This window comes from Qipengyuania thermophila, assembly GCF_004153605.1.
In the GTDB taxonomy this organism is placed as follows: domain Bacteria; phylum Pseudomonadota; class Alphaproteobacteria; order Sphingomonadales; family Sphingomonadaceae; genus Qipengyuania_B; species Qipengyuania_B thermophila.
The window spans coordinates 46,995-72,144 of sequence record NZ_SDSI01000001.1 but is presented as its reverse complement, the minus strand read 5'-3'; the positions used below and the strand labels follow the sequence as shown (position 1 = coordinate 72,144).

The following is a 25,150-nucleotide window of genomic DNA, read 5'->3' as shown; positions in this document are numbered from 1 at the left end:
CGAAATGTCGTCACCTCTTGCGTTGCAAAACTGCAACACTATCTGACGCCAGACTGCTTGTGAGGGAGAGCACATGAACCTCGAGAAATTCACCGACCGCGCCAAGGGCTTCCTGCAGGCCGCGCAGACGACGGCCATTCGCCTCAATCATCAGCGGATTGCGCCGATCCATCTGCTGAAGGCGCTGATCGACGACGGCGAAGGCATGGCGTCGGGGCTGATCACCCGCGCCGGGGGCGATCCGCGGCGTGTGCAGGCGGAAGTGGATGCGGCACTTGGCCGGATCCCGGCCGTGACCGGCGGCGGCGCGCAGCAGACGCCCGGGCTCGACAATGACGCTGTCCGCGTGCTCGACCAGGCACAGCAGATCGCGGAGAAGTCGGGCGACTCGTTCGTCACCGTGGAGCGGCTGCTGGTTGCGCTCGCTCTGGCGACCACGACGTCGGCGGGTCAGGCGCTCAAGACCGCCGGTGTCGATGCCAGGGCGCTGGAGCAGGCGATCACCCAGCTGCGCGGCGGCCGCACTGCGGACAGCGCCAACGCCGAACAGGCTTACGATGCCATGAAGAAGTATGCGCGCGACCTGACGCAGGCGGCGCGCGACGGCAAACTCGATCCGGTCATCGGCCGGGACGAGGAGATTCGCCGCACGATCCAGATCCTCGCACGGCGGACCAAGAACAATCCTGCCCTCATCGGCGAGCCGGGCACGGGCAAGACCGCCATCGCCGAGGGGCTGGCGCTGCGCATCGCCAATGGCGACGTGCCGGACAGCCTCAAGGGCCGCACCCTGATGTCTCTCGACATGGGAGCGCTGATCGCCGGGGCGAAGTATCGCGGCGAGTTCGAGGAGCGGCTGAAGGCCGTTCTCGACGAGGTGAAGGCGGCTGAAGGCGACATCATCCTGTTCATCGACGAGATGCACACGCTGATCGGCGCCGGCGCCTCCGAAGGAAGCATGGATGCGTCCAATCTTCTGAAGCCGGCGCTCTCGCGCGGCGAGTTGCACTGCATCGGCGCCACGACGCTCGACGAGTACCAGAAGTATGTGGAGAAGGACCCGGCTCTCCAGCGCCGCTTCCAGCCTGTCTACATCGACGAGCCGAGCGTGGAGGACACCATTTCCATCCTGCGCGGGATCAAGGACAAGTACGAGCTGCATCATGGCGTGCGCATCACCGACGGCGCGATCGTCGCCGCGGCGCAGCTGTCGCATCGCTACATCCAGAACCGCTTTCTGCCGGACAAGGCGATCGACCTGATGGACGAGGCCGCCAGCCGCATCCGCATGGAGGTCGAATCGAAGCCGGAAGAGATCGAGGCGCTCGATCGTCGCATCATCCAGCTCAAGATCGAGGAACAGGCGCTGCAGAAGGAGACCGACAAGGCATCGCAGGACCGGCTTGGCAGCCTGCGCGCCGAACTGGCCAATCTGGAGCAGCAATCCGCCGAACTGACCAGCCGCTGGCAGGGAGAGCGCGACAAGATCCAGGCCGAAAGCCGGCTCAAGGAGGAACTGGATCAGGCGCGTATCGAGCTTGAGCAGGCGCAGCGCGAAGGAGACCTGGCCCGGGCGGGGGAGCTGTCCTACGGCCGGATCCCCGAACTCGAGCGGCATCTGGCCGAGGCGCAGGGGCAAACCGCCAACGCGCTGCTGCGCGAAGAGGTGACGGAGGATGACATCGCGGCGGTCGTGAGCCGCTGGACCGGCATCCCGGTCGACCGCATGCTGGCCGGCGAGCGCGAGAAGCTGCTGAAGATGGAAGAGATCCTCGGTCGCCGCGTGATCGGCCAGGAACGGGCGGTGTCGGCGGTGTCGAAGGCGGTGCGGCGCGCCCGCGCCGGGCTGCAGGATCCCAACCGGCCGCTCGGCTCTTTCCTCTTCCTTGGCCCGACCGGGGTGGGCAAGACGGAGCTGACCAAGGCGCTTGCCGGGTTCCTGTTCGACGACGACAGCGCGATGGTCCGCATCGACATGTCCGAGTTCATGGAGAAGCACGCAGTGGCGCGGCTGATCGGCGCGCCTCCGGGCTATGTCGGCTACGAGGAGGGCGGCGTGCTGACCGAAGCGGTGCGGCGCCGCCCCTATCAGGTGGTGCTGTTCGACGAGGTCGAAAAGGCGCACGCCGACGTCTTCAATGTGCTGCTCCAGGTGCTCGACGACGGGCGGCTGACGGATGGGCAGGGGCGGGTGGTCGATTTCGCCAACACGCTCATCATCCTGACATCCAATCTCGGCAGCCAGTATCTGTCGGCCATCACCGAGGACCAGAGCGTCGCCGATGTCGAGCCGCAGGTGATGGAGGTGGTCAGGAGCCACTTTCGTCCCGAGTTCCTCAACCGCCTCGACGAGATCATCCTGTTCCACCGACTGGGACAGGAGCACATGGCGCCGATCGTCGATCTACAGGTCGCGCGGGTGCAGAAGCTGCTGGCCGACCGGAAGATCACCCTCGACCTCAGCGAAGCGGCGCGCAAGTGGCTGGGCCGGGTGGGCTACGATCCGGTCTATGGCGCCCGGCCGTTGAAACGGGCGGTGCAGCGTTACCTGCAGGACCCGCTGGCCGAGAAGCTGCTGATGGGCGAAGTGACCGACGGCAGCACGGTGCGCATCGACGAAGGCGACGGCGAGCTCGTCATGGTGGTCGAAGGCAGCGCGGCCGCCAATGCACAGGCGGCCTGATCCGATCGTCCATTCCTTGGCCAAACGGAAAGGGCTCCGGCATCATGCCGGAGCCCTTTCCTTTGCGGCTCTGCCTTACGGTCAGAAGGTGAAGACGGCACCCGCGTAGAAGAAGCGGCCGACGTTCGGGTAGATCCCGCTGCCCGCTCCGCGTCCGTCGAGCGGCGACGGCGGCAGCTGGTCGAGCACGTTGTCGACACCCGCGTAGAACCGGAACCGCGTGCCTTCCGGTTCGAAGCCGAACCGGATGTTGTGGTACAGGATGTCCGGATAGTGGGTGAACGGGAACGCGTCCGGGTTTTCCGGCGGACGACCCTGATGCGAGAACTGCGTCTCCCACGCGCCCACGGTCATGCGGCTGACGAAGCGCGCGTTGTAGGAGAAGTCCACCTCGCCGAAGTCGAGGGTCGAGAACAGGCTCGCCGCCCACTCCGGAATGCCCAGAACGCCGTTGAGCCGCGTGGACCGTTCCGGATCGGTGATGAAGGTGAAGTTCTCGCGTTCGAGGTTGTGCGTCACCAGCAGGCGTGAGTTCAGGCGGATCGTGTCCGACAGGGCGCCCACATAGGCCACCTCGAAGTCGATCCCCCGCGCCCGCAGTTCAGCGAAGTTGAACGGCTGGTTGATGAACGAGGGGCCGATGCGCGGAATGTCGATCTGCGGCACGCCGGGGAAGGTCCGGTTCTGCTGACCCTGGAAGGTGAAGTCGGTCAGCGGATCGTTCGTCCGCCGACGGAAGACCGCGGCGCAGAACGGATTGTCGAGACCCACCGGATCATCGTAGCAGCGGTTGATGATCGCCTGCGGATCCAGCCCGCTGATCACTTCCGACACCTTGATGTCATAGTAGTCGGCCGAGAACGAGAACCCGGACAGGAACGACGGCTGGTAGACGAAGCCGACCGTGATGCTGTCGCTCTTTTCGGGAGACAGGTTCGGGTTGCCCTGATTGAAGCCCGAAATGCCCGACGCGGCGACGTTCGTCCACGGACGGGTTTCGCCGCCCACCACGATGGTCGTCGGGATACCCGCCGCGGCGCAGTTGCGGGCGCGGTTCGGGTTCTCGTTGATGACCGTCTGGTTGCAAGGATCGACGAGGCCGTTGAGGAAGGTTTCCGACTGGGTGGAGTACAGGTTGCCGATGTTCGGCGCCCGCACCGCCCGCCCGTAGGCCGCGCGGATGCGCAGATCCTGGAACGGCGACCAGATCACCCCGGCGTTGTACGCCCAGACGAGATCGTCCTGCGTGTTGTAGTCGGAGACGCGCACCGCGCCCTCGACCGTCAGTTCGTTGAAGAACGGAACGGCCGCAAGGATCGGCACCCGCAGTTCCGCGAAGGCTTCGCGGATGGTCTGCGCCGGCGGATCGAAGGCGCCGATGGCGTTGAGGAAGCTCTGCCCGCTGACGGTGAAGTCGTCATAGGCCGAGAACGCGTCCTCGCGGCGGTACTCGACACCGAGCGCGAACCCGGCCGGGCCGCCCGGCAGGTTGAAGAACCCGCTGCTGTCGCCGGAGATGAACGCCGTGGCGTTGAGCTGCTCTGCCCACTGCTCGCGCGAGGAGACGGCGAGGACGTAGTCGCGGGCCGCCTGCGAGGCGTTGCCGTACCCGAACGGGTTGAGCGGGGCGCACGCCGGATCGGCCGTGGCCGGGTTGAGGTTGATGCGGCAGACGATGTTGCCGTTGGCATCGCGCGCGGCGTCAGTGGCGTTGTTGTAGCGCGCGATGTTGATGTTGCCGCCGGTGTCGTAATACGTCTCCGACCGGCCGTAGTTCAGCGCCACTTCGTAGCGCAGGTTGCCCGTGGTGGACAGGTCGCCCGCCACGCCGCCGACGATGCGCCACAGCTCGCGTCGGTGATCTTCCGACCGCGTGCCGAGGTCGTAGTTGAAGCGGAACGACTGGAAGGTCTGCGTCCCGTTCACCACTGCCGGCGCCGCCGGGTCGAGGCCGTTGATCTCGATGATCTGCTGCCGTGCCTGAGGGGTCAGGAACGGGTTGTCGAGGCGGAAGGTGCTGCGCAGCAGGCCGGTCGAGAAGGTCGGCTGGGTCGACTGCTGGACGGCGTCGATCCGCACATACTTCGCTTCGAGGAAGGGACGGAAAGCCGTGCCGAGATCCGCATTCAGCAGGACGTTGAAGGCATAACGCTCCAGCTCGGGCCGCAGCTGCGCCTCTTCGAGACCGGTCGATCCCAGCCCGCCGATCACGCCGCCACCCTGAGGGCGCAGGTCGCCGGTCGGCACGCTCCGGACGAGGAACTGGCCGGTCGGGTCGAACGACCAGAAATGGTTCACGCCCCCGCCAGTCGGGGTGAAGCTGTTCGGAACCAAGCGGCCCTGCGGGTCGCGGGTGACGGAGGCGCAGCTCAGCTGAAGGCGCTGCTCATGCCGCGCGCGGGCGGCTGGAGACAGCGCGTCGTACTGCGCGTTGGTGAGGTACGGACAGACCGTCTGCAGCATCCCGTTCTCGTTCAGCTGCGCGAAGCGCAGGCCGCGGACCAGCGTGGTGTTCGGGATGCCGTTGTTGTTGCGGTTCGGCACCGGAGTGGTGGTGCGCGTCAGCGGGTTGTAGGTGGTGGTCGGTTCCGTTGTCGTGAAGTTGGGGAAGCCGGAAAGCGCGCCGGTGAAGCTGTCGCGCTGCCGCGAGAGCAGCTGGTCCTGCCGGTCCCATTCCGCAGAGAACGCGACGTTCAGGCGGTTGTCGAACAGGTTGCGTCCCGCCGTGATGCTGGCGAAATATCCCGCCGCATCGCCCTCGTCCGACAGGCCCGCCTGTCCGCGCACCCGCACGCCGTCAAAGTCGCGGCGCAGGATGAAGTTCACCACCCCGGCGATGGCGTCGGACCCGTAAACGGCCGAGTTGCCGCCAGTCACCAGGTCGACCCGCTCGAGCAGGTCGGACGGGATGGTGTTGGTGTCGACATCGTACGTGCCGGGCTGCGACGTCACGTGACGGCGGCCATTGACGAGCACCAGCGTCCGCGCCGAGCCAAGGTCGCGAAGGTCGAGGGTGTTGATGCCCGCGGTGCCGATGAAGCGGGTCGAGTTCGCCTGGGTGAAGGCAGAGCCCAGCGCCGGCAGCTCGGCCAGCGCGTCACCGATGTTCGGCGTGCCGCGTTCGGTCAGGTCCTGCGCCGTGACCGACGCGATCGGAGTGGTCGACTCGAGGTTGGGACGCGCGATGCGCGAGCCGGTGACGATGATCTGCTCGCCCGTCGTGCCCGTGTTCGTCCGCGCGACTTCTTCCTCGTCCGGGATCGTGGCGGTGGTTTGCGCAAACCCCGGAGCGGCGGCGGCGAGCGCCACGACGCCGGCGCCGGTAAACAGGGCGGCGCGGCCGGTCATGGCCTTCGCGAAAGCATGTCTCATGTTCAAACAGTCCCCTTATCGAGCCAAAGGCAAGGCGGAGACCGTTAAAGCCGAAGCAGGCAATGCCCCGCAAGCCGATGAAGGGCAAATGAACGAGCGGGGCTGAAGCTTTCTCAGCGGATGTCACCCAAATGCAACAAGAAGGTGCGGCGGGGGCGGCGGCGAGCGAAACATCGTTGCGCGGCCGCTGGGAAGCGGGGGCGGCGCCTCAGTTGCCGCGTGAGCCCCCGCGGCCGTGTTCGACATATTCCTGCGCCTGGGCACGGTGGTCGTCCGCCAGGCGCCGCCACTCGGCCGCGGTGCGGCACACCTTGCGCTTGCGCACATGGGAACCGGTCACGTCCTGCACCCGGCAGATCTGCGGCTCCGGGCCGGTCGGCGCGCCTTCAGCCGCAGCGTGGGGCGCCCCTGACGCGTCAACCGCCTGCTGCTGGGCTGCGAGAGGCTGGGCCGTGACAAAGGCCGTCAGGAACGCGGCAAGGCTCAGGCTGGTCGTCCGCATGATCATGTCTCCTCGGGGTTCCCCATAGCAGAAAGGGGGCCGCAGACGCGACCCCCTTCCCGTTCACCGATTTTGCCGGCCTCAGAACTGCAGGTTGACACCCACAGCGTAGCGACGGCCCAGCGGGTCGTAGGTCGACGGATAGGTGTTGCCGCTGTTGAAGGCGGTGGCACCGATGGTGCTGCCCACGATCGGCGGATCCTTGTCGAACAGGTTGAACACGCTGAAGATGATGTTGGCCCGGTCGGTGATCTCGTAGCGGGCCGACAGGTCGAAGTAGTGCTTCTCGTCGATCCGTTCGAAGCGCGGCTGGAAGTCGCCGGCGGCGTCATCCTGCACCCGCAGATCGTCGATGAAGCGCCACAGCAGCGACAGCGAGACCCGGTCGAACGTCAGCGTGGTGCGCTGCGAGAACGAGAACTCGGGCAGCGGCGAGGCGCAGTCCAGCCCGTACTGGCCAACGCACTCCAGGTTCTCGCTCAGCGGGGTCGGCTGGAACTGCGACTTGTCGGTCCAGTTGCCGGCGAAGCTGAGCGCCAGACCGGCCCAGCCCAGATCGCGCTGGTAGTTGGCGATCAGGTCGACACCGCTGCTGCGGATGATGCCCTGGTTCGTCAGCGGCAGGGGCAGGCCCGGCGTCGTCGACACGTCGCCGTCGATGCCGCCCGTGACCGGGTTGCGCCGAATGGCCGTGCACGCCGGGTTCGTCGCGGCACCGGCACCCGGATCAACCGGGGTGGTGGCGCTGAACGACGAGGTGCCGAAGCAGCGGAAGAACACGTCGCCCACGGTGGGCGAGGTGATCGCGTCCGTGACCTTGATGTTGTAGTAGTCCGCGCTGATCGTCAGGCCGGGGATGAACACCGGCTGCAGCACCACACCGGCGGTGTAGGTGTCGGCCCGCTCGACATCGAGGTTCGGGTTGCCGCCGAACGTGATGTTGATCTGGCCGGCCGACGGCGGCTGGATGTTGCCGATCGTGCTCGCCGGCGCGCCCTGCGCAAGGCAGACCGCGCGCAGGTTGGCGTTCAGCGTCGGCAGAGCCAGCTGGCACGGATCGATGGCGCTGTTGTCGAGACCGGTGCGCAGCGGGTCGAACAGTTCGGCCACGTTCGGCGAACGGGTCGCACGGTTGTAGCCGCCGCGGAACTTGATGCTCGGCACCGGTTCCCAGCTGCCGCCGATCTTGTAGGTCCAGCTCGTGCCGGTGGTCGAGTAGTCGGACACGCGGGCGCCGAGTTCGAGCTGCAGGCTGTGGAACAGCGGACGGTCGACGATCAGCGGCGCGATCACTTCGACGAACGCTTCCTTGACGTCATAGCCGCCGAGGACGTCCGGCGACGCGGCGCCGTTGCCCAGCACCTCGCCCGGCGTCTGCTGAGCGATGTCGGACGAGCGGCCGGCGCTGTAGTCGCGGTATTCGCCGCCGATGGCGAAGCCGAACGCTTCCGTCGCCCAGGGCGAGGTGAAGCCGATATCGCCGGAGATGACACCGCGCACCGTCGCCAGGCTGGCGATGTTGGAGCCGCTGGCCGAGGCGTTGATGAAGTTGAACGCTTCGGGCGTGATGCTGCCCGGCCCGCCGAAGATGTTGAGCGGGACGCAGCCATTGGCGGTGTTGCGGCACGCGATCTGCCCGTTCGGCAGGCGCACCGCATCCACCGACTGCCGAAGACGCGACAGCAGGCCGTTGTTGCGCTGGCGCTGCGTGTTCTCGCTCTCGCCGTACGAGCCGAACAGGTCGAAGCCGATGTTGTCCGTGATGTCGCCGCGGACACCGATCACCGTGTCGAACAGGGTGGTGGTGTACTCGGACACGCGACCGCCGCCTTCGACAAAGCGGCGCTGCACGATGTTGGTCAGGCGGATGTCCGCCGCCGAACCCGGAGCAGCCGTGCGCGCCGCCGTACAGGCCGCCTGCGTCGCGCCGGAGGCGAGGCACAGCGTGTTGGCGGCCGCGTCGCTCAGGAACGGGTTGTTCACGCCAAAGGTCAGCTGCGAGCCGAAGGCGCCCGACGGAGCGATGATGGTCGAGACCGTGTTCTTGGAGAACAGGCCGCGGGCATAGACCTCGATCCCCGGCGTCACCTCGTAGTTAGCGGCGCCGTAGATGTTGAAGCGCTCGAACGGCGTCTGGAAGATGTTGAACGGGTTGAAGTTGAACGCATCAGCCGGCGTTGCCGGGCGGAACACGCCGTTGTCGAGCACGCGGGTGCCGGTGCCGGGGATGAACACGCGGGTCGGCACGCTGGTGCCCGAACCGCCGGCATTGCCGGAAACGGAGTCGACGTTGAACCGCGAGAAGTCGCGCGCGCCTTGGAACACCGGGTTGGCGTTCTGGTAGCCGACCGACAGCACGGCGTTGCCGCGGCCATCGTCGAAGTTCGCGCCGACCGTCAGGTCGCCGCGGAAGATGTTGCCGTCGCCGCGCTCGGTGATCTGCTGGCTGAGGCCGAGATCGATGCCGGCGAAGTTGCGGCGGGTGACGAAGTTCACGACACCGGCGACCGCGTCCGCACCGTAGGTGGTCGAGGCGCCGCCGGTCAGCACGTCCGTCCGCTCGAGCAGGGCGAGCGGGATGTTGTTGAGGTCGACCGCGCCGCCGATGTTGGCCGGCACGATGCGCCGCCCGTCAACCAGCACCAGGTTGCGGTTGGTGCCGAGGCCGCGCAGGTTGACGAAGGAGGCGCCGCCATTGCCGTTGTTCACCTGCGAGCCGATCGAGGGCACGACGCCCGGGATCTCGCGCAGCAGTTCCTCGGCGACGTTGACCTGCTGCAGCTCGACTTCGGCGCGGCCGATGGAGGTCACGGGCGCCGACGCTTCGATGTTGGGGTTGCGGATCAGCGTGCCGGTGACGACGATTTCAGAGCCGGGCTCGAACTGGCTGTCCGGCGCCGCTTCGGCCGGGGCGACCTGGAGGTTCTCGGCCGGGCGGTTCTGGTCCCGGGCGGCCTGCGCGTAAGCGGGCTGAGCGAGAACGAACGCGCTCGCGAGGAGCGATCCGGTCATCAGGTGACGGCGGTAGGATTGCGACATGGATGACGTCCTTGCTGGTGATTCGACAATGCACGCGCCGCCCGCAGCGAGGCGTGATTGGCTGCGGTGGTTATTCAGGAACAATGCGCCCCGCAATCGCGCAGTGCCGCCGCGCCTCATGATCCATCTGCACTGTCGCAAAACAGCAACATTGCTGTTCAAGGCGCGCCGGCGCAAAAAGGCGGGGCTGATTGAGGCTGAGGGTCGAGGATTTGCTGACATGACGAGGTCTTGCCGAGTGCTTCTGGCCGCGTGGGCGGCGGTTCTGGCGTTGCCGGCTGCGGCGCAGGAAGGACGCAGTGCTTCCGCCGAGCCGCCGGCGCCGTTGCGGGCGGTGGTCGACTGCAGGAGCCTGCCGGCCGATGCCGAACGGCTCGCCTGTTACGACCGTACGGTCGCGGCGCTGGAGGAGGAGCGGCGGGAAGGCCGGATCGCCGTCACCAGCATCGAGGAGGTGCGCGCGGCCCGCCGGTCGCTGTTCGGCCTGCCACTCGGCGGAGTGCGGCTGTTTCCGGGTGTGCGGGACGGTGGCGCGGACGAGGAACCGGAATCGGTCACGGGCACCATCCGGGCGGTGCAGACGACGCGCTCGGGCAACTGGCTGGTGCAGATCGACGATGCGGTGTGGCAGACGACGGAGAGCGGCTACTTCCAGACACTGCCGCGTGTCGGGCAGGAGGCGACCGTCACGCGCGGCCTGCTGGGCAGCTACAGGTTGTCCGTCGCCGGGCGGCCGGGCCTGCGCGCAGTGCGCGTCCGCTGAGGCGCACCGCCCCCCGGCTTGACCCTCCGGGGCGGCCGCCGTAAACCCGTTGCAAACAGCAACGAGGGAGAGCGTCGTCATGTCCACCGCCTATATCGTCGATGCGCTCCGGACGGCGGGCGGCAAACGCGGCGGGCGTCTGGCCGGGGTTCACCCGGTGGATCTCGCGGCTCATGCGCTGAACGCCGTGGTCGAGCGCAGCGGGATCGACCCCGGCGCCGTGGACGACGTGATCATGGGCTGCGTCAGTCAGGGCGGCGAGCAGGCGATGCAGGTCGGCCGCAACGCCGTGCTGGCCTCGCGCCTGCCGCAGTCGACCCCGGCCGTGACCATCGACCGGCAGTGCGGTTCCTCGCAGCAGGCGATCCAGTTTGCCGCGCAGGCGGTGATGAGCGGCACGCAGGATGTCGTCATCGCCGCCGGGGTCGAAAGCATGTCGCGGGTGCCCATGGGGTCCACCGCCATGTTCCACATGAAAGAGGGGCTGGGGCACTACAAGTCGCCCGGCCTCGAAACGAAATATCCCGGCATCCAGTGGTCGCAGTTCGTCGGCGCCGAGATGATGGCGCAGAAGCACGACCTGTCCAAGGAGGAACTGGACCGCTACGCGCTGCGCAGCCACGAGCGGGCGAAGGCGGCGACGCAGGAGGGGGCCTTTGCCAGGGAAATCGTCCCGATCGAGGTGGACACGCCCGACGGGCCGCAACAGCACGACGTGGACGAGGGCATCCGCTTCGACGCCACGCTGGAAAGCATCGCCTCGGTCAAGCTGCTCAGCCCCGAGGGCCGGATCACCGCCGCGTCGGCCAGCCAGATCTGCGACGGGTCGAGCGCGGTGCTCGTCGTGTCGGAAGAGGCGCTGAAACGTCACGGGCTGACGCCGCTGGCGCGGATCGTCAACCTCACGGTGACGGCCGGCGACCCGGTGATCATGCTGGAAGAGCCGCTGTTCGCCACTGACCGCGCGCTCGAGCGTGCCGGCATGCGGATCGATGACATCGACCTGTTCGAGGTCAACGAGGCGTTCGCCTCCGTGCCGCTCGCCTGGCTGAAGCACACCGGCGCCGACCCGGAGCGACTGAACGTCAACGGAGGCGCCATCGCGCTCGGCCATCCGCTCGGCGCCAGCGGCACAAAACTCATGGCCACGCTGGTCCATGCGCTCAGGGCGCGGGGCAAGCGCTACGGCCTGCAGACGATGTGCGAGGGCGGCGGCGTCGCCAACGTCACCATCGTCGAGGCGCTCTGACCTTTCAGACAGACAGGAGAACGGGAATGGATGTCGGCAGCAGCACGCCCGCCGTGGTGACGGGCGGAGCGTCGGGATTGGGTGCCGCCACCGTGCGGCTGCTGGCGTCGAAGGGCGCCAAGGTGGCGATCTTCGACATGAACGAGGAGAAGGGGCGGTCGCTTGCCGACGAGGTCGGCGGCGTGTTCTGCAAGGTCAATGTCACCAGCGAACAGGATGTCGATGCCGGGTTCGCCACCGCGCGCCAGGCGCACGGGCAGGAGCGGATCCTCGTGAACTGCGCGGGCATCGGCAACGCGATCAAGACCGCCAGCCGGGACAAGCAGACCGGCGAGATCAAGCACTACCCGCTGTCCGCGTTCGAGTTCGTCATTCAGGTGAACCTGATCGGCACCTTCCGCTGCATCGCGAAATCGGCGGCGGGGATGATGACGCTTGACCCGCTTAATGACGAAGGCGAGCGCGGGGCGATCGTCAACACGGCTTCCGTCGCGGCCGAAGATGGCCAGATCGGCCAGGCAGCCTATTCGGCGTCCAAGGCAGGGGTCGTCGGAATGACGTTGCCGATCGCGCGCGACCTGATGAACGAAGGCATCAGGGTCAACACGATCCTGCCGGGCATCTTCCACACGCCGCTGCTCATGGGCCTGCCGGAAAAGGCGATCGAGGCGCTCAACGCCTCCGTGCCGTTTCCCAAGCGCCTCGGCCGGCCGGAGGAGTATGCCCGGCTGGCGCTGTGCATGATCGAGACCGGCTACTTCAACGGCGAGGACGTCCGCCTCGACGGCGCCATCCGGATGGCGCCCCGCTGAACCGCGCAGCGCGGGAGCGGCGTGTCCGCGCCGCGCCCGCGCCGTGGTCCGGCGCCGCTGTGGTTCAGCCGCCGATGGCCCCGCCGCTGAATGCGTCGGAGATGTCGCAGGCGGCCGGACCGAGGATGACGATGAACAGCACCGGCAGGATGAACAGGATCAGCGGGATCGTCATGATCGCCGGCAGGCGCGCGGCCTTCTCCTCCGCGCGCATCATCCGTTCATTGCGGAACTCGGCCGACAGCACACGAAGCGCCGAGGCTAGCGGCGTTCCGTACTTCTCGGTCTGGACCATGGTCGTGACCACGCCCTTCACCGCCTCCAGATTGACGCGGTAGGCAAGATTGTCGAAAGCCTTCTTGCGTTCGCTGAGGAAGCTCAGCTCGATGGAGGTCAGCAGGAACTCGTCGCCAAGCTCGGGATAGGCACGGCCGAGTTCCTTGGCCACGCGGTTGAAGGCGGCATCGACCGTCAGACCCGCTTCGGCGCAGATGACCAGCAGATCGAGCGCGTCGGGCAGGCCCTTGCGAATGGCCTCGGTGCGCTTGGTGGCCAGGTTCTTGAGATAGATTTCCGGCCCCTTGTAGCCGAGGAGGGTGGCGCCGGCGAAGGCGATGAACCGCTTGAATTGGCCCCAGTCCGGGAAGAAGTCGAAGGCGTAAACCGCGAGGCCGACCAGGCCACCCAAAGCGATCGGCAGGACCAGCCGGGCCATGATGACCAGCACGGCCAGATCCTTGTTGCGGAAACCGGCATAGGCGAGCTTCTGCTGAATGTCCTGGATCTGCGTGTCCTGGAGGACCTTCATCCGGCCGAGGGTGTCCTTGACCCGTTCGGTGGTGTCGGTCTTGCGGACCAGGCTCTGCCGCTTTTTCGCGTTGCTCGTGACGATGCCGGCCTTGAGCTGCTCGCGCCGGGCGTTGAGCGCCTTGACGCGCTTGACCATCGGATCGCGCACGGTGACCGCCGCGTAGATGGCGAGCATGACCGCCATCGCCGCCACCGCGGCGAGCACGGTGCCCATCATGATGACGTCGACGCCCAGCAGGGTCGGTCCGGCGGGAGTGTTCATGCGTGCAGCCCCTTCCTGCGCGTCAGATTTCGAAGCTGACCATCTTGGCCATGATGAAGGCGCCGATGCTCATCCAGATCGCGCCGCCGATGCCGGCGACGATCAGCCGCTGGTCCGTGACAAACCCGCTGACATACTCGGGATTGATCCAGGTGATCATGGCCGCGACGAGGAACGGCAGGGCGCCGACGATGTAGGCCGAGGCCTTCGACTCCGAGCTCATGGCGCGGATCTTGAGCTTCATCTGCGCGCGCTTGCGCAGCACGTCGCTCAGATTGGACAGGGTCTCGGCCAGATTGCCGCCGGTCTCCCGCTGGATGGCGAGGGTGATGCAGAAGAAGTTGAACTCGGGAATGCCGAGCTTGTCGCCGGTCTCCTGCAGCGCGTCCTCCATGGTCCGGCCGATCTTGATCCGTTCCACGATCGTCTTGAACTCCGTGCCCACCGGCGCCGGAACCTCGGAGGCGACGACCGAAAGTGTCTCGGTGACGGGCAGACCCGAACGCAGGCCGCGCACGAGCAGCTCGATGGCGTCCGGGAACTTCGCGTTGAAGGCGTTGGTCCGCTTGGTGATCAGCCGCCCGACCAGCAGGTGAGGCAGGCCGGCACCGACGACGACGCCGAACAGCAGGGCAAGCGCGAGCGTGCCGAAGCTCACATAGAGCAGCAGCGCCACCACGAGGGCAAGGCCCAGCGACACGTAGATGTACTGCGTGACCGTCCAGTTCTTGCCGGTGCGGTCGAGCCGCAGGGCGAGGGCCTGGATCCGCGACTGCGAGCCGGCGGCGTGGTGGACCTTCGGCTTGCGCGCGGCGATCGCCTTCTTCAGCTGGCTCTCGACCTTGGCGTCGGTGCTGTCCGAGTGGCGGTAGCGGACCGCCTGGAGGCGGCGCTGCGTGGCCTTGCCTGTGGACGGCTCGCTCACGAGCATGTAGCCCATGATCATCAGCGCGAGCAGTCCCGCGGCCAGCAGCATGGTCTGAACAAAGCTCATCGCGTCACCCTTTCACGATCCGGCACGCGGCGCCGTCGATCCGGCACCCCGGTCAGGCCCCGACCTTCTGCGCCGTCTTTCCCGCCTTGCGGGAGATCATCGACTTGAGATCGAATCCGCCCAGCAGCGACTTCTTGCCCTTCGCCGGACTGTCGGACTGCTCGTCCGCGCTGCCGATGATGGTCTCGCCGATCTGCGCCATCACCGCCGCCGGCTTGCTCGCGCCGTTCGCCTGAACGAAGGGCTGGCCCAGCTTGGCCGCGTGCGCCGCCGCCTTCTGGTCGTACGGGATGAAGAAATCGATGCCGCGCTCGATCGACGCCTCGAAGTCCGCCTTGGAGATCTCGGCCGCCGCGGTCTGCACCTTGTTCGCCGCCACCAGCGTCGTGGCGTGCGAGGCGTTGGCCTTAAGCCAGGAGAGGATGCGGATCGTGTCCCGCGCCGAGGCCAGCGTCATGTCGGTCGTGACCACGACCACGTTCACGTCGGCCAGCAGGTGAGGGAAGTTGATCAGCATGTTGCGCGGGAGGTCCACCACCGTCATCTCGAACGCCTGGCGGAACTCCTCCTGCAGCTGCAGGAAGGCGGTGCCGTCGGTCAGCAGCGGCGAGTTGATCGGCGCCTCCGCCGACAGGATGGCCAGGTTGTCGTTGGCGCGGATCATCGCGCGTTCGATGAACAGGCCGTCGATGCGGCTCGGATTGTCGATCGCGTCCGTCAGACCCCGGCCGGGCTCGAGATCCATGGCCAGCGCGCCCGTGCCGAAATGCACGTCGAGGTCGAGCAGCGCGGTGGGCAGCTTGTGCGTGGTGCTGAACAGCCAGGCGAGCGACGTCGCCAGTGTCGAGGCGCCCACACCCCCGCGCGTGCCGACCACCGCCGTCGAGATGTGGCGCCGCGCGGCGTGGTTATCCCCCGCCTTGGGGGCGGCGAAGATGGCCTGCGCCTGGTTCAGCGCGTCGCGAAGCTGCGTCGCCGAGAGCGGCTTCAGCAGGTAGTCCTGAATCCCGCTGGCAAGGAGGTCGCGGTACAGCCGCACGTCGTTCACCTGCCCCACCGCGATCACCACCGTGCCCGGTTCGCACACCTCGGCGAGACCGTTGATGTCGTTGAGCGGATCGCCGCTTTCGGACAGGTCCACCATCAGGATGTTCGGACTGGCCGAGACGGAAAGGGACTGGACCGCGTTGCGCAGCCCGCCCTTGGCGCATTTCTCGGGCTGCCACCCCATCTCGATGACGACCGGGCGCAGCACGTCCAGCGCCGCTTCGTCGCAGAGGAAGGCGGCGAACGGATCGCGGCCGCCCATGCCGCTTTTCCAAGGTGCGTTCATGCTCAGTTACCTCCGCCGCTGGTGCTGGTTTCCTTCAGGCCGCCGGTCCCGGTGGGCGCCTGCTCGCGATAGCTGTTGATCGCCTTGGTGGAGGTGAGGACCACCGTCTCGCCGGTGCCGGCCTGCCCCTGGATCAGGTCTTCGGGGTTGGCGACCATGGCCGCGAGGTTGCCGTTGATGGCGCAGCCGAAATTGGGGTAGGTCGCGTTGGCGAGATTGATGTCGCTGCGCGCGGACCAGTCGGGGCAACCGGGCATGCTGGCGACCGAACGGACCACGACCACCCGGACCTGACCGGCTGGTGCCGAGCCGGCGGCGAACGCCGGGGCGTCGCTGAGAAGCAGGCCATAGCGTCCCGCCAGTTCCGCCACCGCCTGACGCGTCGCGGGATTGCCGGCGCTGTCGTTGACGGCCACCCGGTCGCCGTAGCGCAGGTTCATGGCCTGAAACCATCCGTCCAGCCGCTGCCGCTCGGCAATCGGCAGCCCGTCGAAGCTGGTCGACAGGTCGAGCGCCATGGTCGTGCGTTCGACCACCGCCTGCTTGGTGCTGTCGAGCGAACGGTTGCCCGGCATGCCTCCGCATCCGCCGAGCGCGACCGCGCATCCGGCAAGCGCAAAGGCCATGCGTGTCGTCAGTGGTTTGCCCGTCATGGTCAGTTGCCTTTCGGATTGAAGGAGAAGCCGGGAACGGCAGCCTCGGCGCGCTGCTGTTCGCGCCCGGAGCGCGCGGCGGCCGGAGCCGGAGGGTGCGCGTGCGAGATGCCGGGAGAGACGCCCGGCGCCTGTCCCTGCGCGTCGCGGGCGGTCGGCTCGGGCCGGACCGCGCCGCTGACACCGTCGTTCTCCTGGAAGCCCAGCACCGCCTGCGCCTCCGTCGGGGCGCGGAACCCGTCCGTCGGCAGGCGCACGTCGCGGGCGTTCACCGGACGCACGAGATACGGCGTGACGATGATGACCAGCTCCGTCTCGCCGCGGCGGAAGCTGCGCGAGCGGAACAGGTTGCCGACGATCGGCAGGTCGCCGAGGATCGGCGCCTTCTCCAGCGTGTTCTGCGCGCTGTTGCTGAGCAGCCCGGCGATCATGAAGCTCTGCCCGGATCCCAGCTCCACCGTGGTTTCGGCCCGCCGCGTGGTCAGCGCGGGGACACGGAAGCCGTTGAGCACGACCGCGCCCGAGCTGGACAGCTCCGACACTTCCGGCCGCACGCGCAGCGAAATGCGCCCGTTGGCGAGCACGGTCGGCGTGTAGGCGAGGCTCACGCCGAAATTCTTGTACTCGATCGTGGTCTGGCCGATGCCCTGCGGGATCGGGATCGGGAACTCGCCACCGGCAAGGAAATCCGCCGTCTCGCCGGACAGGGCGGTGAGGTTCGGCTGCGCCAGAGTGGTGACCAGCCCCTGCTGCTCGGCGAGGTCGAGCGCCGAGGCGATGTCGAGCCCGAGGAAGCGGCCGAAGGCGGCGATGGTGGTTGCCCCGCCGAGCCGGCTGACGATGGAACTGCCATCGGCGCCCTCGGTCAGTCCGGTGCCGAGCGGCCCGCCCGGCGTGTACTGCGGAAAGGCGCCCCGCCCGCCGGCGATGCCGAACTGGAAGCCGCCCGTGGAGTCGCCGCTGGCAAGGTTCACCCCGATGGCGCGGACGAAATCCCGGCGCACTTCCGCGATGCGGACCTGGAGGTTGACCTGGAGTGGCACGGCCATCCGCAACCGGCTGATGACGTTGAAGTTCTCGCCGGTGAAGGCCTGGACGAGGCGCTGGGCCTCGGCCGCATCCTCCGGCGCCGCGACCGTCCCGGTCAGCAGCACGGTGTTGGTCCCCATGGTGGCGACCGAGATCTGCGCGTCGGGCATCGCCAGGGCGAGCATCTGGTCGATGCTGTCGATGTTGGATCCGACCCGGACGTTGGCCGACCACACGATGTCGCCGGCGGCGTTGCTGGCATAAAGCGTCGTCTCGCCCCCTGCCTTGCCGAACACGTAGAGCTGGTTGCGCGACTTCACCTGGACGTCGGCGACCCGGTCATCGGCGACGAAGATGTCGCTCATGGTTCCGGGGATGGTGATGAGCTGGCCCTTGCCGATCGACATCACGATCGTCTGGCGGGCGGGCGAGGCGGCCTGGGCCTGCGCCGCGCCGCTGAAGGCGGGGGTCGGCAGCAGGGCGGCAGTCGCCACGAGCAGGGTTGCGGTCAGGCGTTTCATGGTCTTGCCTTTCAGGTTCGGCAGGCGACGCGGGGCGGATGACGGATCGGTCGCGGTCATCACTTCACCGGCACCGCAGTGGTGGTGTTGCCGCGGGCGACGCGGACGATCGGGCCGGTGGGGCGCACCTCGGCAGGCTGGCCGCCGGGCGCAGCGGCGGGTGCATAGCCGGCCGGCTGTGCGGTGATGACGGGCGCCTCGCTGCCGCCGCCGCCCAGGCCACGACGTGGAGGCAGGGTGCGGCGCTGGAACCGCGACACGTCGCCGCCGGTGGAGTAGGTGCCGCGGGTGTCCTGCGGCCGGCTGGCGAGGCGGCGCAGGATCCGCTCCTCCTCCTCCGGCGTGGCGTTGGCCGGGATCTGCACGTCGCCGGACGCCAGCGCCTCCTCGACGCTGCCGACCGTGTCGGTCAGCGAGCGGAGCGAGAGGCTGATGGTGCCCAGCGACTGCGCCACGGCGACCTTTTCGGCGATCCGCGGCGTGACCTCGAGGGTGACGGTGCGCGAGGTCTTGGCGACCATCTCGCCCAGCTCGTTCTTCTCCTCCTTCATCGACTGGTCGGTGGCGAGGACGCGCACATTGCGCAGGATGGTCTCCGCGGCCTTGAGGCTCTCCCCGTTGTCGCCGTCGACGGACTGGGTCAGGACGAGATCGACCCGGTCGCCGGGGAAGACGAAGCCGGCAACGCCGGTTTCATCCGAGACCGGCACCGTGACGGCCCGCATGCCCGGACCAAGCGCCGCGGCCAGGAACCCGCGCTCGCCCGGCTTCACCAGCGCTCCCTGGGTGACGGGCTGGCCGGCGGTGATTGGAAACCGCACCACCGTGCCGAGCAGCGCCTCGATGTTCGAGTTGCCGTCGAGGAAATAGGCGTCCTGGACCAGCTCGTCCGGCCACTCCTGGTAGCGCAGCGCCTCGGCGGTGATGATGGTGCCGGCCGGCAGCGCGCGCTGCGCCACAAGCACCCTCGGGCCGTTCTTCTGCGGCAGGGTGGTTGCCGCCTGTGCCGTCGGTGCGGCCGCGCCGGCGAACATGGAGCGCGCCACCATCGCGGTGCCGACCGCCACGATCAGCGCGCCGATGAGCAGAACCAGTTTCTTCTTGTCCATGGCCGTGTCAGCCCCCTCTGTCCGCCCGCTCCGTCTGGGACGGGCCCCGTATGGTTTCGGTGTGTATGCGTGCAGTGGTTAAGATGTGGTTGTTGCGGCTCGCCCTCAGACGCCGGTCAGTCCGGCCATGTCGATGCCGAGCACCCACAGCCCGCCGGCGGCGATCGCAACCCCGTACGGGATGACCGGGCGACCCTTGCGCCGGGCAGCGACGTGGAAGGCGGCGATGAGGATCGTGAGCAGGCCGCCGACCAGCGCCATGACGATCAGCAGCGTGCCGTAGGACCAGGGCGTGATCCACAGCGCGAGCGCACCGAGCAGCTTGATGTCGCCTCCGCCGATGAACTTCAGCGACCACAGGCCGATGAGGACGGCCGCGACGAGCACCGCAAAGCCGATCTGCAGGGCAACCTCCGGCCACAGGGAGAACCCCGCCGCCCACCAGTACACTGGTGCGCCGAGCGCCACCGCCGCGTTCAGGCGGTTGCCGATCCGGCGTTCGCGCAGGTCGGTGAACGCCGCCGCCAGCAGGGCGATTGCCAGCATTCCGAGCAGTCCGTAGTACAGCGCGTCATTGGTCATGGTTCAATCCGTTCGGGCACAGGTCGCGTCGATGACGAAGGGTCTTACGCAGCAGGGCTTACCAAACGGTAACCATGTTGCCGGCGTTGAGCCTGCCGGGGGGACTGCCGGCCACCGGCGGCGCAGCATTCCCGACGATGCGCGGGAGGCGCGGTGGACGGCGCCGGACGGGCACGTCATCCGGCGCTTCGATTGGGCTGCGGGCGCCGGCGCGCGCGGTTCGCTGCTGTTCCTGCCTGGACGCGGCGACGCCTACGAGAAATATCTGGAAGCCTTCGGCGAGTGGCACGACGCCCGCTGGGCGGTGACCGCCCTTGACTGGCGCGGGCAGGCGGGATCGGGCCGGCTGGGCCGTGACGCGTTCACCGGCCATGTCGAGGATTTCCGCCAGTGGATCGATGATCTTGCCGCGTTCTGGCAGGAGTGGCGTGCCGCCGCGCCGGCTCCGCACGTGCTGGTCGCGCACTCGATGGGCGGGCATCTGGCTCTGCGCGCGGTCGCGGAAAACAGGGTCCGGCCCGCAGCGCTCGTGCTGTCAGCGCCGATGCTGGGGTTCGTCGGGCCGCCGCTGCCGGTCTTCATGCTGCATCATGTGGCGCGCGCGATGTGCCGCATGGGCGATGCGGCCCGGCCGGCTTGGCGCTGGAGCGAAAAACCGGGCGCGGTGCCCGCCGCGCGGCAGGAGCTGCTGACCCACGATGCGGACCGGTATGCCGACGAGCTGTGGTGGCGCGACGCGCGCCCCGACCTCGCGATGGGGCCGGGAAGCTGGGGCTGGGTCGAGCGGGCCTATGCGTCGATGCGGGCGCTTTTCGCTCCCGGCGTGCTGGAGCGGATCGACATCCCGGTGCTGATCCTGGCGGCGGAACACGACCGGCTGGTGGATTACCGCGCGATCGCGGTAGCGGCGCGCCGCATCCCCGGAGCCACGCTGATGCGCTTCGGCCCGGAGGCGCGGCACGAGCTGCTGCGCGAGGCTGACGGCGTGCGCGGCCGCGCGATGGCCGCGATCGCCGGCTTTCTCGACCGTGCCGCCGCGCCTGCTCGATGACGGACGAGGCGTGCGACATCGCCGTGATCGGGGCAGGCATCGCTGGCGCCAGCATCGCGGCGGAGCTGGCGGCGCTGCTTCCTCGTGACACCCGGATCCTCCTGCTGGAGCGGGAAAGTGTGGCAGGCTACCACACCACGGGACGGTCGGCGGCGTTCTGGGAGGAGTGCTACGGCGGGCCGGCGCTCGTTCCGCTCACCCGCGCCTCGGGTGCCTATCTACGGGACCGCGGCTTTCTTAGCGAGCGGGGCGCGCTCTACATCGCACAGGCCGACGCGGAGGCCGAGGTGGACTCCTTTCTGGCGCGGTTCGCCCCCACGGGCGCCGAGCTTTACCGGCTTGGCGCGGCGGATCTTCAGCGTCGTGTGCCGCAGCTGCGCGCCCGCTGGGTCCACGGGATCTGGCAGCCGCACTGCGCCGACATCGACGTCGCGGCGCTGCACCAGCATTATCTGCGCCGCGCCGCCGCCGCCGGCGTGCGGTTGCGGGTGAAGGCCGGGGTCGGGCCGATCGACCGCACCGGGTCAGGCTGGCGTCTTCGCCTGGACGGCGGCGGCACGCTGACCGCCGGCGCGCTCGTCAATGCCGCCGGGGCATGGAGCGATTGCGTCGCCGCGGCCGCCGGGTTGCGCGCGCCGGGCATCCAGCCGCTGCGCCGCACCGTGGTGCAGGTGCGCGTCGACCCGCCGGCACCCCGCGACCTTCCGCTCGTGCTCGACATCAGCGGCCGGTTCTACTTCCGCCCGGAAGGCGACCGGCTGTGGCTCAGCCCCCATGACGAGACTCCCAGCCCCCCATGCGACGCGGCGCCCGAGGAACTCGATGTCGCCGTCGCCATCAGCCGCCTCGAGGAAGCCACCGGCTGGCGGGTCGAGGCGGTCGAGCGCCGCTGGGCCGGACTGCGCAGCTTCGCGCCCGACCGGCTGCCGGTGTACGGACCCGACCCGGGCGACCGTGCGTTCATCTGGTTCGCCGGGCAGGGCGGCTCGGGCATCCAGACCGCGCCGGCCGCGGCGCGGCTGATGGCGGAGGCGGTCGCGGGCAGTGGCCGCTCCGCGATGACCGCCGATCTTGATCTTCGCCCGTTCGGCCCGGAGCGACTCGGCTGACGGCGGCGTTCAGCCCGCCGCGGCCAGTTCGGCGCGGGCCTGTTCCGCCTGCCGGCTTGCGATCTGGTCGACGCGCTCGTTCTCCGGGTGTCCTGCATGTCCCCGGACCCAGACCCACTCGATCTGATGCGGCGCCGCGGCGGCGATGAGTTCATGCCACAGATCGGCGTTGCGGACCGGCTTGCGGCTCGCGCTGATCCAGCCGCGCTTCTTCCAGCCATGCACCCATTTGGTGATGCCATCGACGACATAGCGGCTGTCGGTGTGCACCGTCACCATGCACGGCTCGATGAGCGCTCCCAGTCCGCGGATGATGGCGATCATCTCCATCCGGTTGTTGGTCGTCTCGCTCTCGTTGCCGCTCAGTTCCTTCTCGTGCCGCCCCATGCGCAGCAGCGCGGCCCATCCGCCCGGTCCCGGATTGCCCTTGCAGGCACCGTCGGTGAAGATCTCGACATGCTTCATGCCCCGGCTATGGCACCTTGCGGCGGATCGGAAAAGAAGCTTGCATCAAGGGAGCGGCAGACGTGCAGCCGCCGCACGAAGGCGAGGGGATCCTTGCGACCTCCGGCGCTCGGCGCGTCGGCATCGAACCAGTCCGCCGCGCGCGAGGCGATGAAGCGCAGGCAGCCGCCGCGCAGCAGCACCGGCATGGCTCGGCGCTCCGCGGCGAGCAGCGGCCTGTGCTCCTCGTATCCGGCGATCATCGCTTCGAGCCGGGGGCGCGCGAACGCACCGTCGCGTTCGTCGAAACACCAGGCGAGCACGGCGATAGCGAGGTCATAGGCGTAGAAATCCGTGGCGGCGAAGTAGAAGTCCAGCAGTCCCGTGACCCTCGCCCCGTCCAGCAGCACGTTGTCCGGGAACAGGTCGCAATGGGCAATCCCGCTCGGCAGGCGGTCGGGCCAGTTCCGGTCGAGGAACGCCAGCTCCTCGGCCAGCAGCGCCGGCAGATCCGGAGCCAGCGTCGCCAGCCTGTCCGGCCCGACCGCGTCCAGCATCCTGCGCCACGCCGCGCGCCCCAGCGTCTGGCGGCGTCCTTTCGCGAAGGAGGCGGCGCGCAGATGGATGCGGGCGAGCGCCCGTCCTGCCGATCGCGCCTGGGCGGCATCGGGGCGGTCGATCACCTCGCCGGGCAGGAAGTGCAGCAGCGCCGCCGCCTTGCCCCGGTGCCAGGTCCACAGCTCCCCCGAGACCGTGGGGACGGGCGCCGGCACGGGCAGGCCGCCGCGTCCGAGATGATCGACGAGGCCGAGAAAGAACGGCAGTTCGGCGGGGTCGATGCGCCGCTCGAAGACGGTCAGGACATGGCGTGTCCGTGCGGCCCCGCGCCGGGTGTGGACATGCCAGTTGCTGTTCGACACGCCGGCGGCGATGGGTTGCGCCCGTTCGAGGTCTCCCACATCCCACGGGCGCAGCAGGGCGGCGAGTTCCGCAGGGGAATAGTCGCTGTAGACCGCCACCGCCGGTCCTGCCCGATCGCGCCGGCCCTAGTCGGTGAGTTCGCGGGGCAGCTTGAAGATCATGTTCTCTTCCGTGCTGACGACCGTGCGCTCCTCGATGGTCCGCCACTGGGCAAGGTGGTCGACAACCTCGCGCACGAGCGCCTCGGGAGCCGACGCGCCGGCGGTGAGACCGATGGTGCCGACGCCGTCAAGCCAGAGGGGATCGATGTCCGCGGCCCGCTGGATCAGACGCGCCGGCGTGCCGCAGCGTTCGGCAACCTCGACGAGGCGGAGCGAATTGGAGGAGTTCGGCGCGCCGATCACCAGCACCAGATCGCTGCCCGGCGCGATCTGCTTCACCGCGGCCTGGCGGTTGGATGTCGCGTAGCAGATGTCCTCGGCCCGGGGCGCGGCGATGTCGGGAAAGCGCCGCTCGAGCTCCGCCGTGATCGCCGCTGTGTCGTCGACCGAAAGGGTTGTCTGGGTGAGATAGGCCAGCGGCACGCCGGCGGGCGGGGTCACCACCTGCGCCTGTTCCAGCGTCTCGACGAGCGTGATGGTGCCCGGCGGCACCTGCCCCATCGTGCCGATCACCTCCGGGTGGCCGGCATGGCCAATAAAGAGGATGTGACGCCCCTTTTCCAGCTGGCGTTCGGCTTGGCGGTGCACCTTGCTGACGAGAGGACAGGTGGCGTCGACATAGATCAAGTCCCGCCGCCGTGCTTCCGCCGGCACCGACTTCGGCACACCATGAGCGCTGAACACCACGGGCCGGTCATCCGGCACCTCGTCCAGTTCCTCGACGAAAACCGCGCCCTTGTCCCTGAGCGAGTCCACCACGAAGCGGTTGTGCACGATCTCGTGCCGGACATAGACCGGCGCGCCATAGCGTTCGAGGGCGCGCTTGACGATCTCGATCGCGCGGTCGACCCCGGCGCAGAAACCGCGCGGCGCGGCGATCAGCAGGGTGAGACCCGGCCGGGTTGCGGCCGCGCCGGCGGTGGGCGGGGTGCGCGGCTCGCGGGCGGCGGACACAGGCAAGTGGGCGTTCATCTTCCTCCCTCTAGCGCTTCCGCGACGCGGCGGCTAGGGCTCGGCCCTGCTGCCGTCTTGCAAGAGGAACCCGTCCACCATGCCATCCTCCCGTTCAGCGCTGCCGCTTCTGCTCGTCGCGGCCGCCGGTGTTGCAGGCTGCGCGCGCGAAGGGGAGCTGGTGCTCGGCGAGGCGGTCGGGATCACGGCGGTGCGCTCCGTGTGTCCCGCGGTGGGCATTCCGGCCCACACGGGAGACATCACGCTGTTCCGCCCCGGAGGGCAGCGGACGGCGAGCGACATCGATGTCACCGCGGTGATCACCAACGTGCGGCCGGCGTGCAACGATCAGGGCGAGCAGGTGTACACCGAGGCGAGCTTCGACGTGCTGGCGCGGCGGCTGGACACGCGCGGCGCGCGCCGGGTGGAGCTGCCCTATTTCGTGACCGTGCTCCGCGGGGGAAGCGCCATCGTGTCGAAGCGGGTCGGGACGGTCGTCGTCGATTTCGGTGACGGGCAGGAGCGGGCCAGCGCCACCGCGCGCGCCGCGGCCTTCGTGAACCGGGCCGAGGCAACGCTGCCGGCGGAGATCCGCGAGCAGATCACCCGCCGCCGCCGCCCCGGCGATCCCGATGCCGCCCTTGATCCGCTCGCCGACCCGGCCGTGCGGGCGGCGGTGCAGAGCGCCACCTTCGAGCTCCTCGTCGGCTTCCAGCTCACGCCCGAGCAGCTGGCCTACAACGTCACCCGCTGAGGCCGCGCGGACGGCGGGAACCGCTCCCTTGCGCTTTCCCGCCAGT

Annotated in this window: 20 protein-coding genes; 7 read left to right on the top strand and 13 right to left on the bottom strand. The window is 68.6% G+C overall.

What is annotated here, in order from left to right:
• Positions 1-73 precede the first annotated feature (73 nt).
• Positions 74-2,683 (top strand): ATP-dependent chaperone ClpB, encoded by a 2,610-nt coding sequence (gene clpB / locus ETO60_RS00335; RefSeq protein ID WP_130001738.1) that lies wholly within the window; start codon positions 74-76, stop codon positions 2,681-2,683.
• Between the two features lie 81 nt (positions 2,684-2,764).
• Here the strand turns inward: clpB and ETO60_RS00330 are convergent, their stop codons facing one another.
• From ETO60_RS00330 to ETO60_RS00320, 3 genes are all read right to left on the bottom strand, one after another.
• Entirely contained in the window at positions 2,765-6,055 is a 3,291-nt protein-coding gene (locus ETO60_RS00330; RefSeq protein WP_130001736.1) for a TonB-dependent receptor domain-containing protein, read from the bottom strand.
• 208 nt (positions 6,056-6,263) lie between these two features.
• Complete coding sequence (locus ETO60_RS00325; protein WP_130001734.1) at positions 6,264-6,557, bottom strand: hypothetical protein; 294 nt, start codon at positions 6,555-6,557, stop codon at positions 6,264-6,266.
• An 81-nt stretch (positions 6,558-6,638) separates the two neighbouring features.
• A complete protein-coding gene (locus ETO60_RS00320) occupies positions 6,639-9,596 on the bottom strand; it encodes a TonB-dependent receptor domain-containing protein (protein ID WP_130001732.1) in 2,958 nt (985 codons plus the stop codon).
• A 220-nt stretch (positions 9,597-9,816) separates the two neighbouring features.
• Between ETO60_RS00320 and ETO60_RS00315 the strand changes: the two genes are divergently transcribed.
• From ETO60_RS00315 to ETO60_RS00305, 3 genes are all read left to right on the top strand, one after another.
• Positions 9,817-10,359, top strand: a complete 543-nt coding sequence (locus ETO60_RS00315; protein WP_130001730.1) for a hypothetical protein — start codon at positions 9,817-9,819, stop codon at positions 10,357-10,359.
• A 79-nt stretch (positions 10,360-10,438) separates the two neighbouring features.
• The gene (locus ETO60_RS00310) at positions 10,439-11,608 is read left to right on the top strand and encodes an acetyl-CoA C-acetyltransferase (RefSeq protein WP_130001728.1); all 1,170 of its coding nucleotides are present in this window, start codon (positions 10,439-10,441) and stop codon (positions 11,606-11,608) included.
• A 26-nt stretch (positions 11,609-11,634) separates the two neighbouring features.
• The gene (locus ETO60_RS00305; RefSeq protein WP_130001727.1) at positions 11,635-12,420 is read left to right on the top strand and encodes an SDR family NAD(P)-dependent oxidoreductase; all 786 of its coding nucleotides are present in this window, start codon (positions 11,635-11,637) and stop codon (positions 12,418-12,420) included.
• Between the two features lie 64 nt (positions 12,421-12,484).
• On the opposite strand, the gene ETO60_RS00300 is transcribed toward ETO60_RS00305, so the two are convergent.
• The 7 genes from ETO60_RS00300 to ETO60_RS00270 all read right to left on the bottom strand — a co-directional run bounded on the left by ETO60_RS00300 (position 12,485) and on the right by ETO60_RS00270 (position 19,713).
• Positions 12,485-13,492, bottom strand: a complete 1,008-nt coding sequence (locus tag ETO60_RS00300) for a type II secretion system F family protein (protein ID WP_130001725.1) — start codon at positions 13,490-13,492, stop codon at positions 12,485-12,487.
• A 22-nt stretch (positions 13,493-13,514) separates the two neighbouring features.
• Positions 13,515-14,486 (bottom strand): type II secretion system F family protein, encoded by a 972-nt coding sequence (locus ETO60_RS00295; protein WP_130001723.1) that lies wholly within the window; start codon positions 14,484-14,486, stop codon positions 13,515-13,517.
• A 52-nt stretch (positions 14,487-14,538) separates the two neighbouring features.
• Entirely contained in the window at positions 14,539-15,819 is a 1,281-nt protein-coding gene (locus tag ETO60_RS00290; protein WP_130001721.1) for a pilus assembly protein CpaE, read from the bottom strand.
• 2 nt (positions 15,820-15,821) lie between these two features.
• On the bottom strand, positions 15,822-16,472 hold the full coding sequence (locus tag ETO60_RS00285) for a CpaD family pilus assembly protein (protein ID WP_234026233.1): 651 nt from the start codon (positions 16,470-16,472) through the stop codon (positions 15,822-15,824).
• Positions 16,473-16,474: 2 nt separating this feature from the next.
• Positions 16,475-18,022, bottom strand: coding sequence for a type II and III secretion system protein family protein (locus tag ETO60_RS00280; protein WP_234026232.1), 1,548 nt, complete (start codon positions 18,020-18,022; stop codon positions 16,475-16,477).
• 59 nt (positions 18,023-18,081) lie between these two features.
• A complete protein-coding gene (gene cpaB / locus ETO60_RS00275; RefSeq protein ID WP_130001717.1) occupies positions 18,082-19,131 on the bottom strand; it encodes a Flp pilus assembly protein CpaB in 1,050 nt (349 codons plus the stop codon).
• A gap of 105 nt (positions 19,132-19,236) precedes the next feature.
• Positions 19,237-19,713, bottom strand: coding sequence for an A24 family peptidase (locus ETO60_RS00270; protein WP_130001716.1), 477 nt, complete (start codon positions 19,711-19,713; stop codon positions 19,237-19,239).
• A 31-nt stretch (positions 19,714-19,744) separates the two neighbouring features.
• Here ETO60_RS00270 and ETO60_RS00265 point away from each other — a divergent pair, with 31 nt between their 5' ends.
• Together ETO60_RS00265 and ETO60_RS00260 are read left to right on the top strand one after the other, a co-directional pair.
• A complete protein-coding gene (locus ETO60_RS00265) occupies positions 19,745-20,764 on the top strand; it encodes an alpha/beta hydrolase (RefSeq protein ID WP_130002921.1) in 1,020 nt (339 codons plus the stop codon).
• A complete protein-coding gene (locus ETO60_RS00260; protein ID WP_130001714.1) occupies positions 20,761-21,873 on the top strand; it encodes an NAD(P)/FAD-dependent oxidoreductase in 1,113 nt (370 codons plus the stop codon). Before ETO60_RS00265 ends, ETO60_RS00260 begins: the two co-directional genes overlap by 4 nt.
• Positions 21,874-21,882: 9 nt before the next feature.
• Here the strand turns inward: ETO60_RS00260 and rnhA are convergent, their stop codons facing one another.
• Genes rnhA through ispH form a run of 3 tightly spaced genes read right to left on the bottom strand, consistent with a single transcriptional unit; the run spans position 21,883 to position 24,371 of the window.
• On the bottom strand, positions 21,883-22,338 hold the full coding sequence (gene rnhA / locus ETO60_RS00255; protein ID WP_130001712.1) for a ribonuclease HI: 456 nt from the start codon (positions 22,336-22,338) through the stop codon (positions 21,883-21,885).
• The gene (locus ETO60_RS00250; RefSeq protein WP_130001710.1) at positions 22,335-23,336 is read right to left on the bottom strand and encodes a homoserine kinase; all 1,002 of its coding nucleotides are present in this window, start codon (positions 23,334-23,336) and stop codon (positions 22,335-22,337) included. The genes rnhA and ETO60_RS00250 overlap by 4 nt, the downstream gene beginning before the upstream one ends.
• A 27-nt stretch (positions 23,337-23,363) precedes the next feature.
• A complete protein-coding gene (ispH, locus tag ETO60_RS00245) occupies positions 23,364-24,371 on the bottom strand; it encodes a 4-hydroxy-3-methylbut-2-enyl diphosphate reductase (RefSeq protein ID WP_130001708.1) in 1,008 nt (335 codons plus the stop codon).
• A 79-nt stretch (positions 24,372-24,450) separates the two neighbouring features.
• Here ispH and ETO60_RS00240 point away from each other — a divergent pair, with 79 nt between their 5' ends.
• A complete protein-coding gene (locus tag ETO60_RS00240; protein WP_130001706.1) occupies positions 24,451-25,104 on the top strand; it encodes a hypothetical protein in 654 nt (217 codons plus the stop codon).
• Positions 25,105-25,150: the final 46 nt, after the last annotated feature.

Excerpts from the sequence above, each read along its gene's own strand:
- clpB (WP_130001738.1), top strand. The coding sequence starts at position 74 with ATGAACCTCGAGAAATTCACCGACCGCGCCAAGGGCTTCCTGCAGGCC.
- ETO60_RS00330 (WP_130001736.1), bottom strand. The coding sequence starts at position 6,055 with ATGAGACATGCTTTCGCGAAGGCCATGACCGGCCGCGCCGCCCTGTTT.
- ETO60_RS00325 (WP_130001734.1), bottom strand. The coding sequence starts at position 6,557 with ATGCGGACGACCAGCCTGAGCCTTGCCGCGTTCCTGACGGCCTTTGTC.
- ETO60_RS00320 (WP_130001732.1), bottom strand. The coding sequence starts at position 9,596 with ATGTCGCAATCCTACCGCCGTCACCTGATGACCGGATCGCTCCTCGCG.
- ETO60_RS00315 (WP_130001730.1), top strand. The coding sequence starts at position 9,817 with ATGACGAGGTCTTGCCGAGTGCTTCTGGCCGCGTGGGCGGCGGTTCTG.
- ETO60_RS00310 (WP_130001728.1), top strand. The coding sequence starts at position 10,439 with ATGTCCACCGCCTATATCGTCGATGCGCTCCGGACGGCGGGCGGCAAA.
- ETO60_RS00305 (WP_130001727.1), top strand. The coding sequence starts at position 11,635 with ATGGATGTCGGCAGCAGCACGCCCGCCGTGGTGACGGGCGGAGCGTCG.
- ETO60_RS00300 (WP_130001725.1), bottom strand. The coding sequence starts at position 13,492 with ATGAACACTCCCGCCGGACCGACCCTGCTGGGCGTCGACGTCATCATG.
- ETO60_RS00295 (WP_130001723.1), bottom strand. The coding sequence starts at position 14,486 with ATGAGCTTTGTTCAGACCATGCTGCTGGCCGCGGGACTGCTCGCGCTG.
- ETO60_RS00290 (WP_130001721.1), bottom strand. The coding sequence starts at position 15,819 with ATGAACGCACCTTGGAAAAGCGGCATGGGCGGCCGCGATCCGTTCGCC.
- ETO60_RS00285 (WP_234026233.1), bottom strand. The coding sequence starts at position 16,472 with ATGACGGGCAAACCACTGACGACACGCATGGCCTTTGCGCTTGCCGGA.
- ETO60_RS00280 (WP_234026232.1), bottom strand. The coding sequence starts at position 18,022 with ATGAAACGCCTGACCGCAACCCTGCTCGTGGCGACTGCCGCCCTGCTG.
- cpaB (WP_130001717.1), bottom strand. The coding sequence starts at position 19,131 with ATGGACAAGAAGAAACTGGTTCTGCTCATCGGCGCGCTGATCGTGGCG.
- ETO60_RS00270 (WP_130001716.1), bottom strand. The coding sequence starts at position 19,713 with ATGACCAATGACGCGCTGTACTACGGACTGCTCGGAATGCTGGCAATC.
- ETO60_RS00265 (WP_130002921.1), top strand. The coding sequence starts at position 19,745 with ATGACGAAGGGTCTTACGCAGCAGGGCTTACCAAACGGTAACCATGTT.
- ETO60_RS00260 (WP_130001714.1), top strand. The coding sequence starts at position 20,761 with ATGACGGACGAGGCGTGCGACATCGCCGTGATCGGGGCAGGCATCGCT.
- rnhA (WP_130001712.1), bottom strand. The coding sequence starts at position 22,338 with ATGAAGCATGTCGAGATCTTCACCGACGGTGCCTGCAAGGGCAATCCG.
- ispH (WP_130001708.1), bottom strand. The coding sequence starts at position 24,371 with ATGAACGCCCACTTGCCTGTGTCCGCCGCCCGCGAGCCGCGCACCCCG.
- ETO60_RS00240 (WP_130001706.1), top strand. The coding sequence starts at position 24,451 with ATGCCATCCTCCCGTTCAGCGCTGCCGCTTCTGCTCGTCGCGGCCGCC.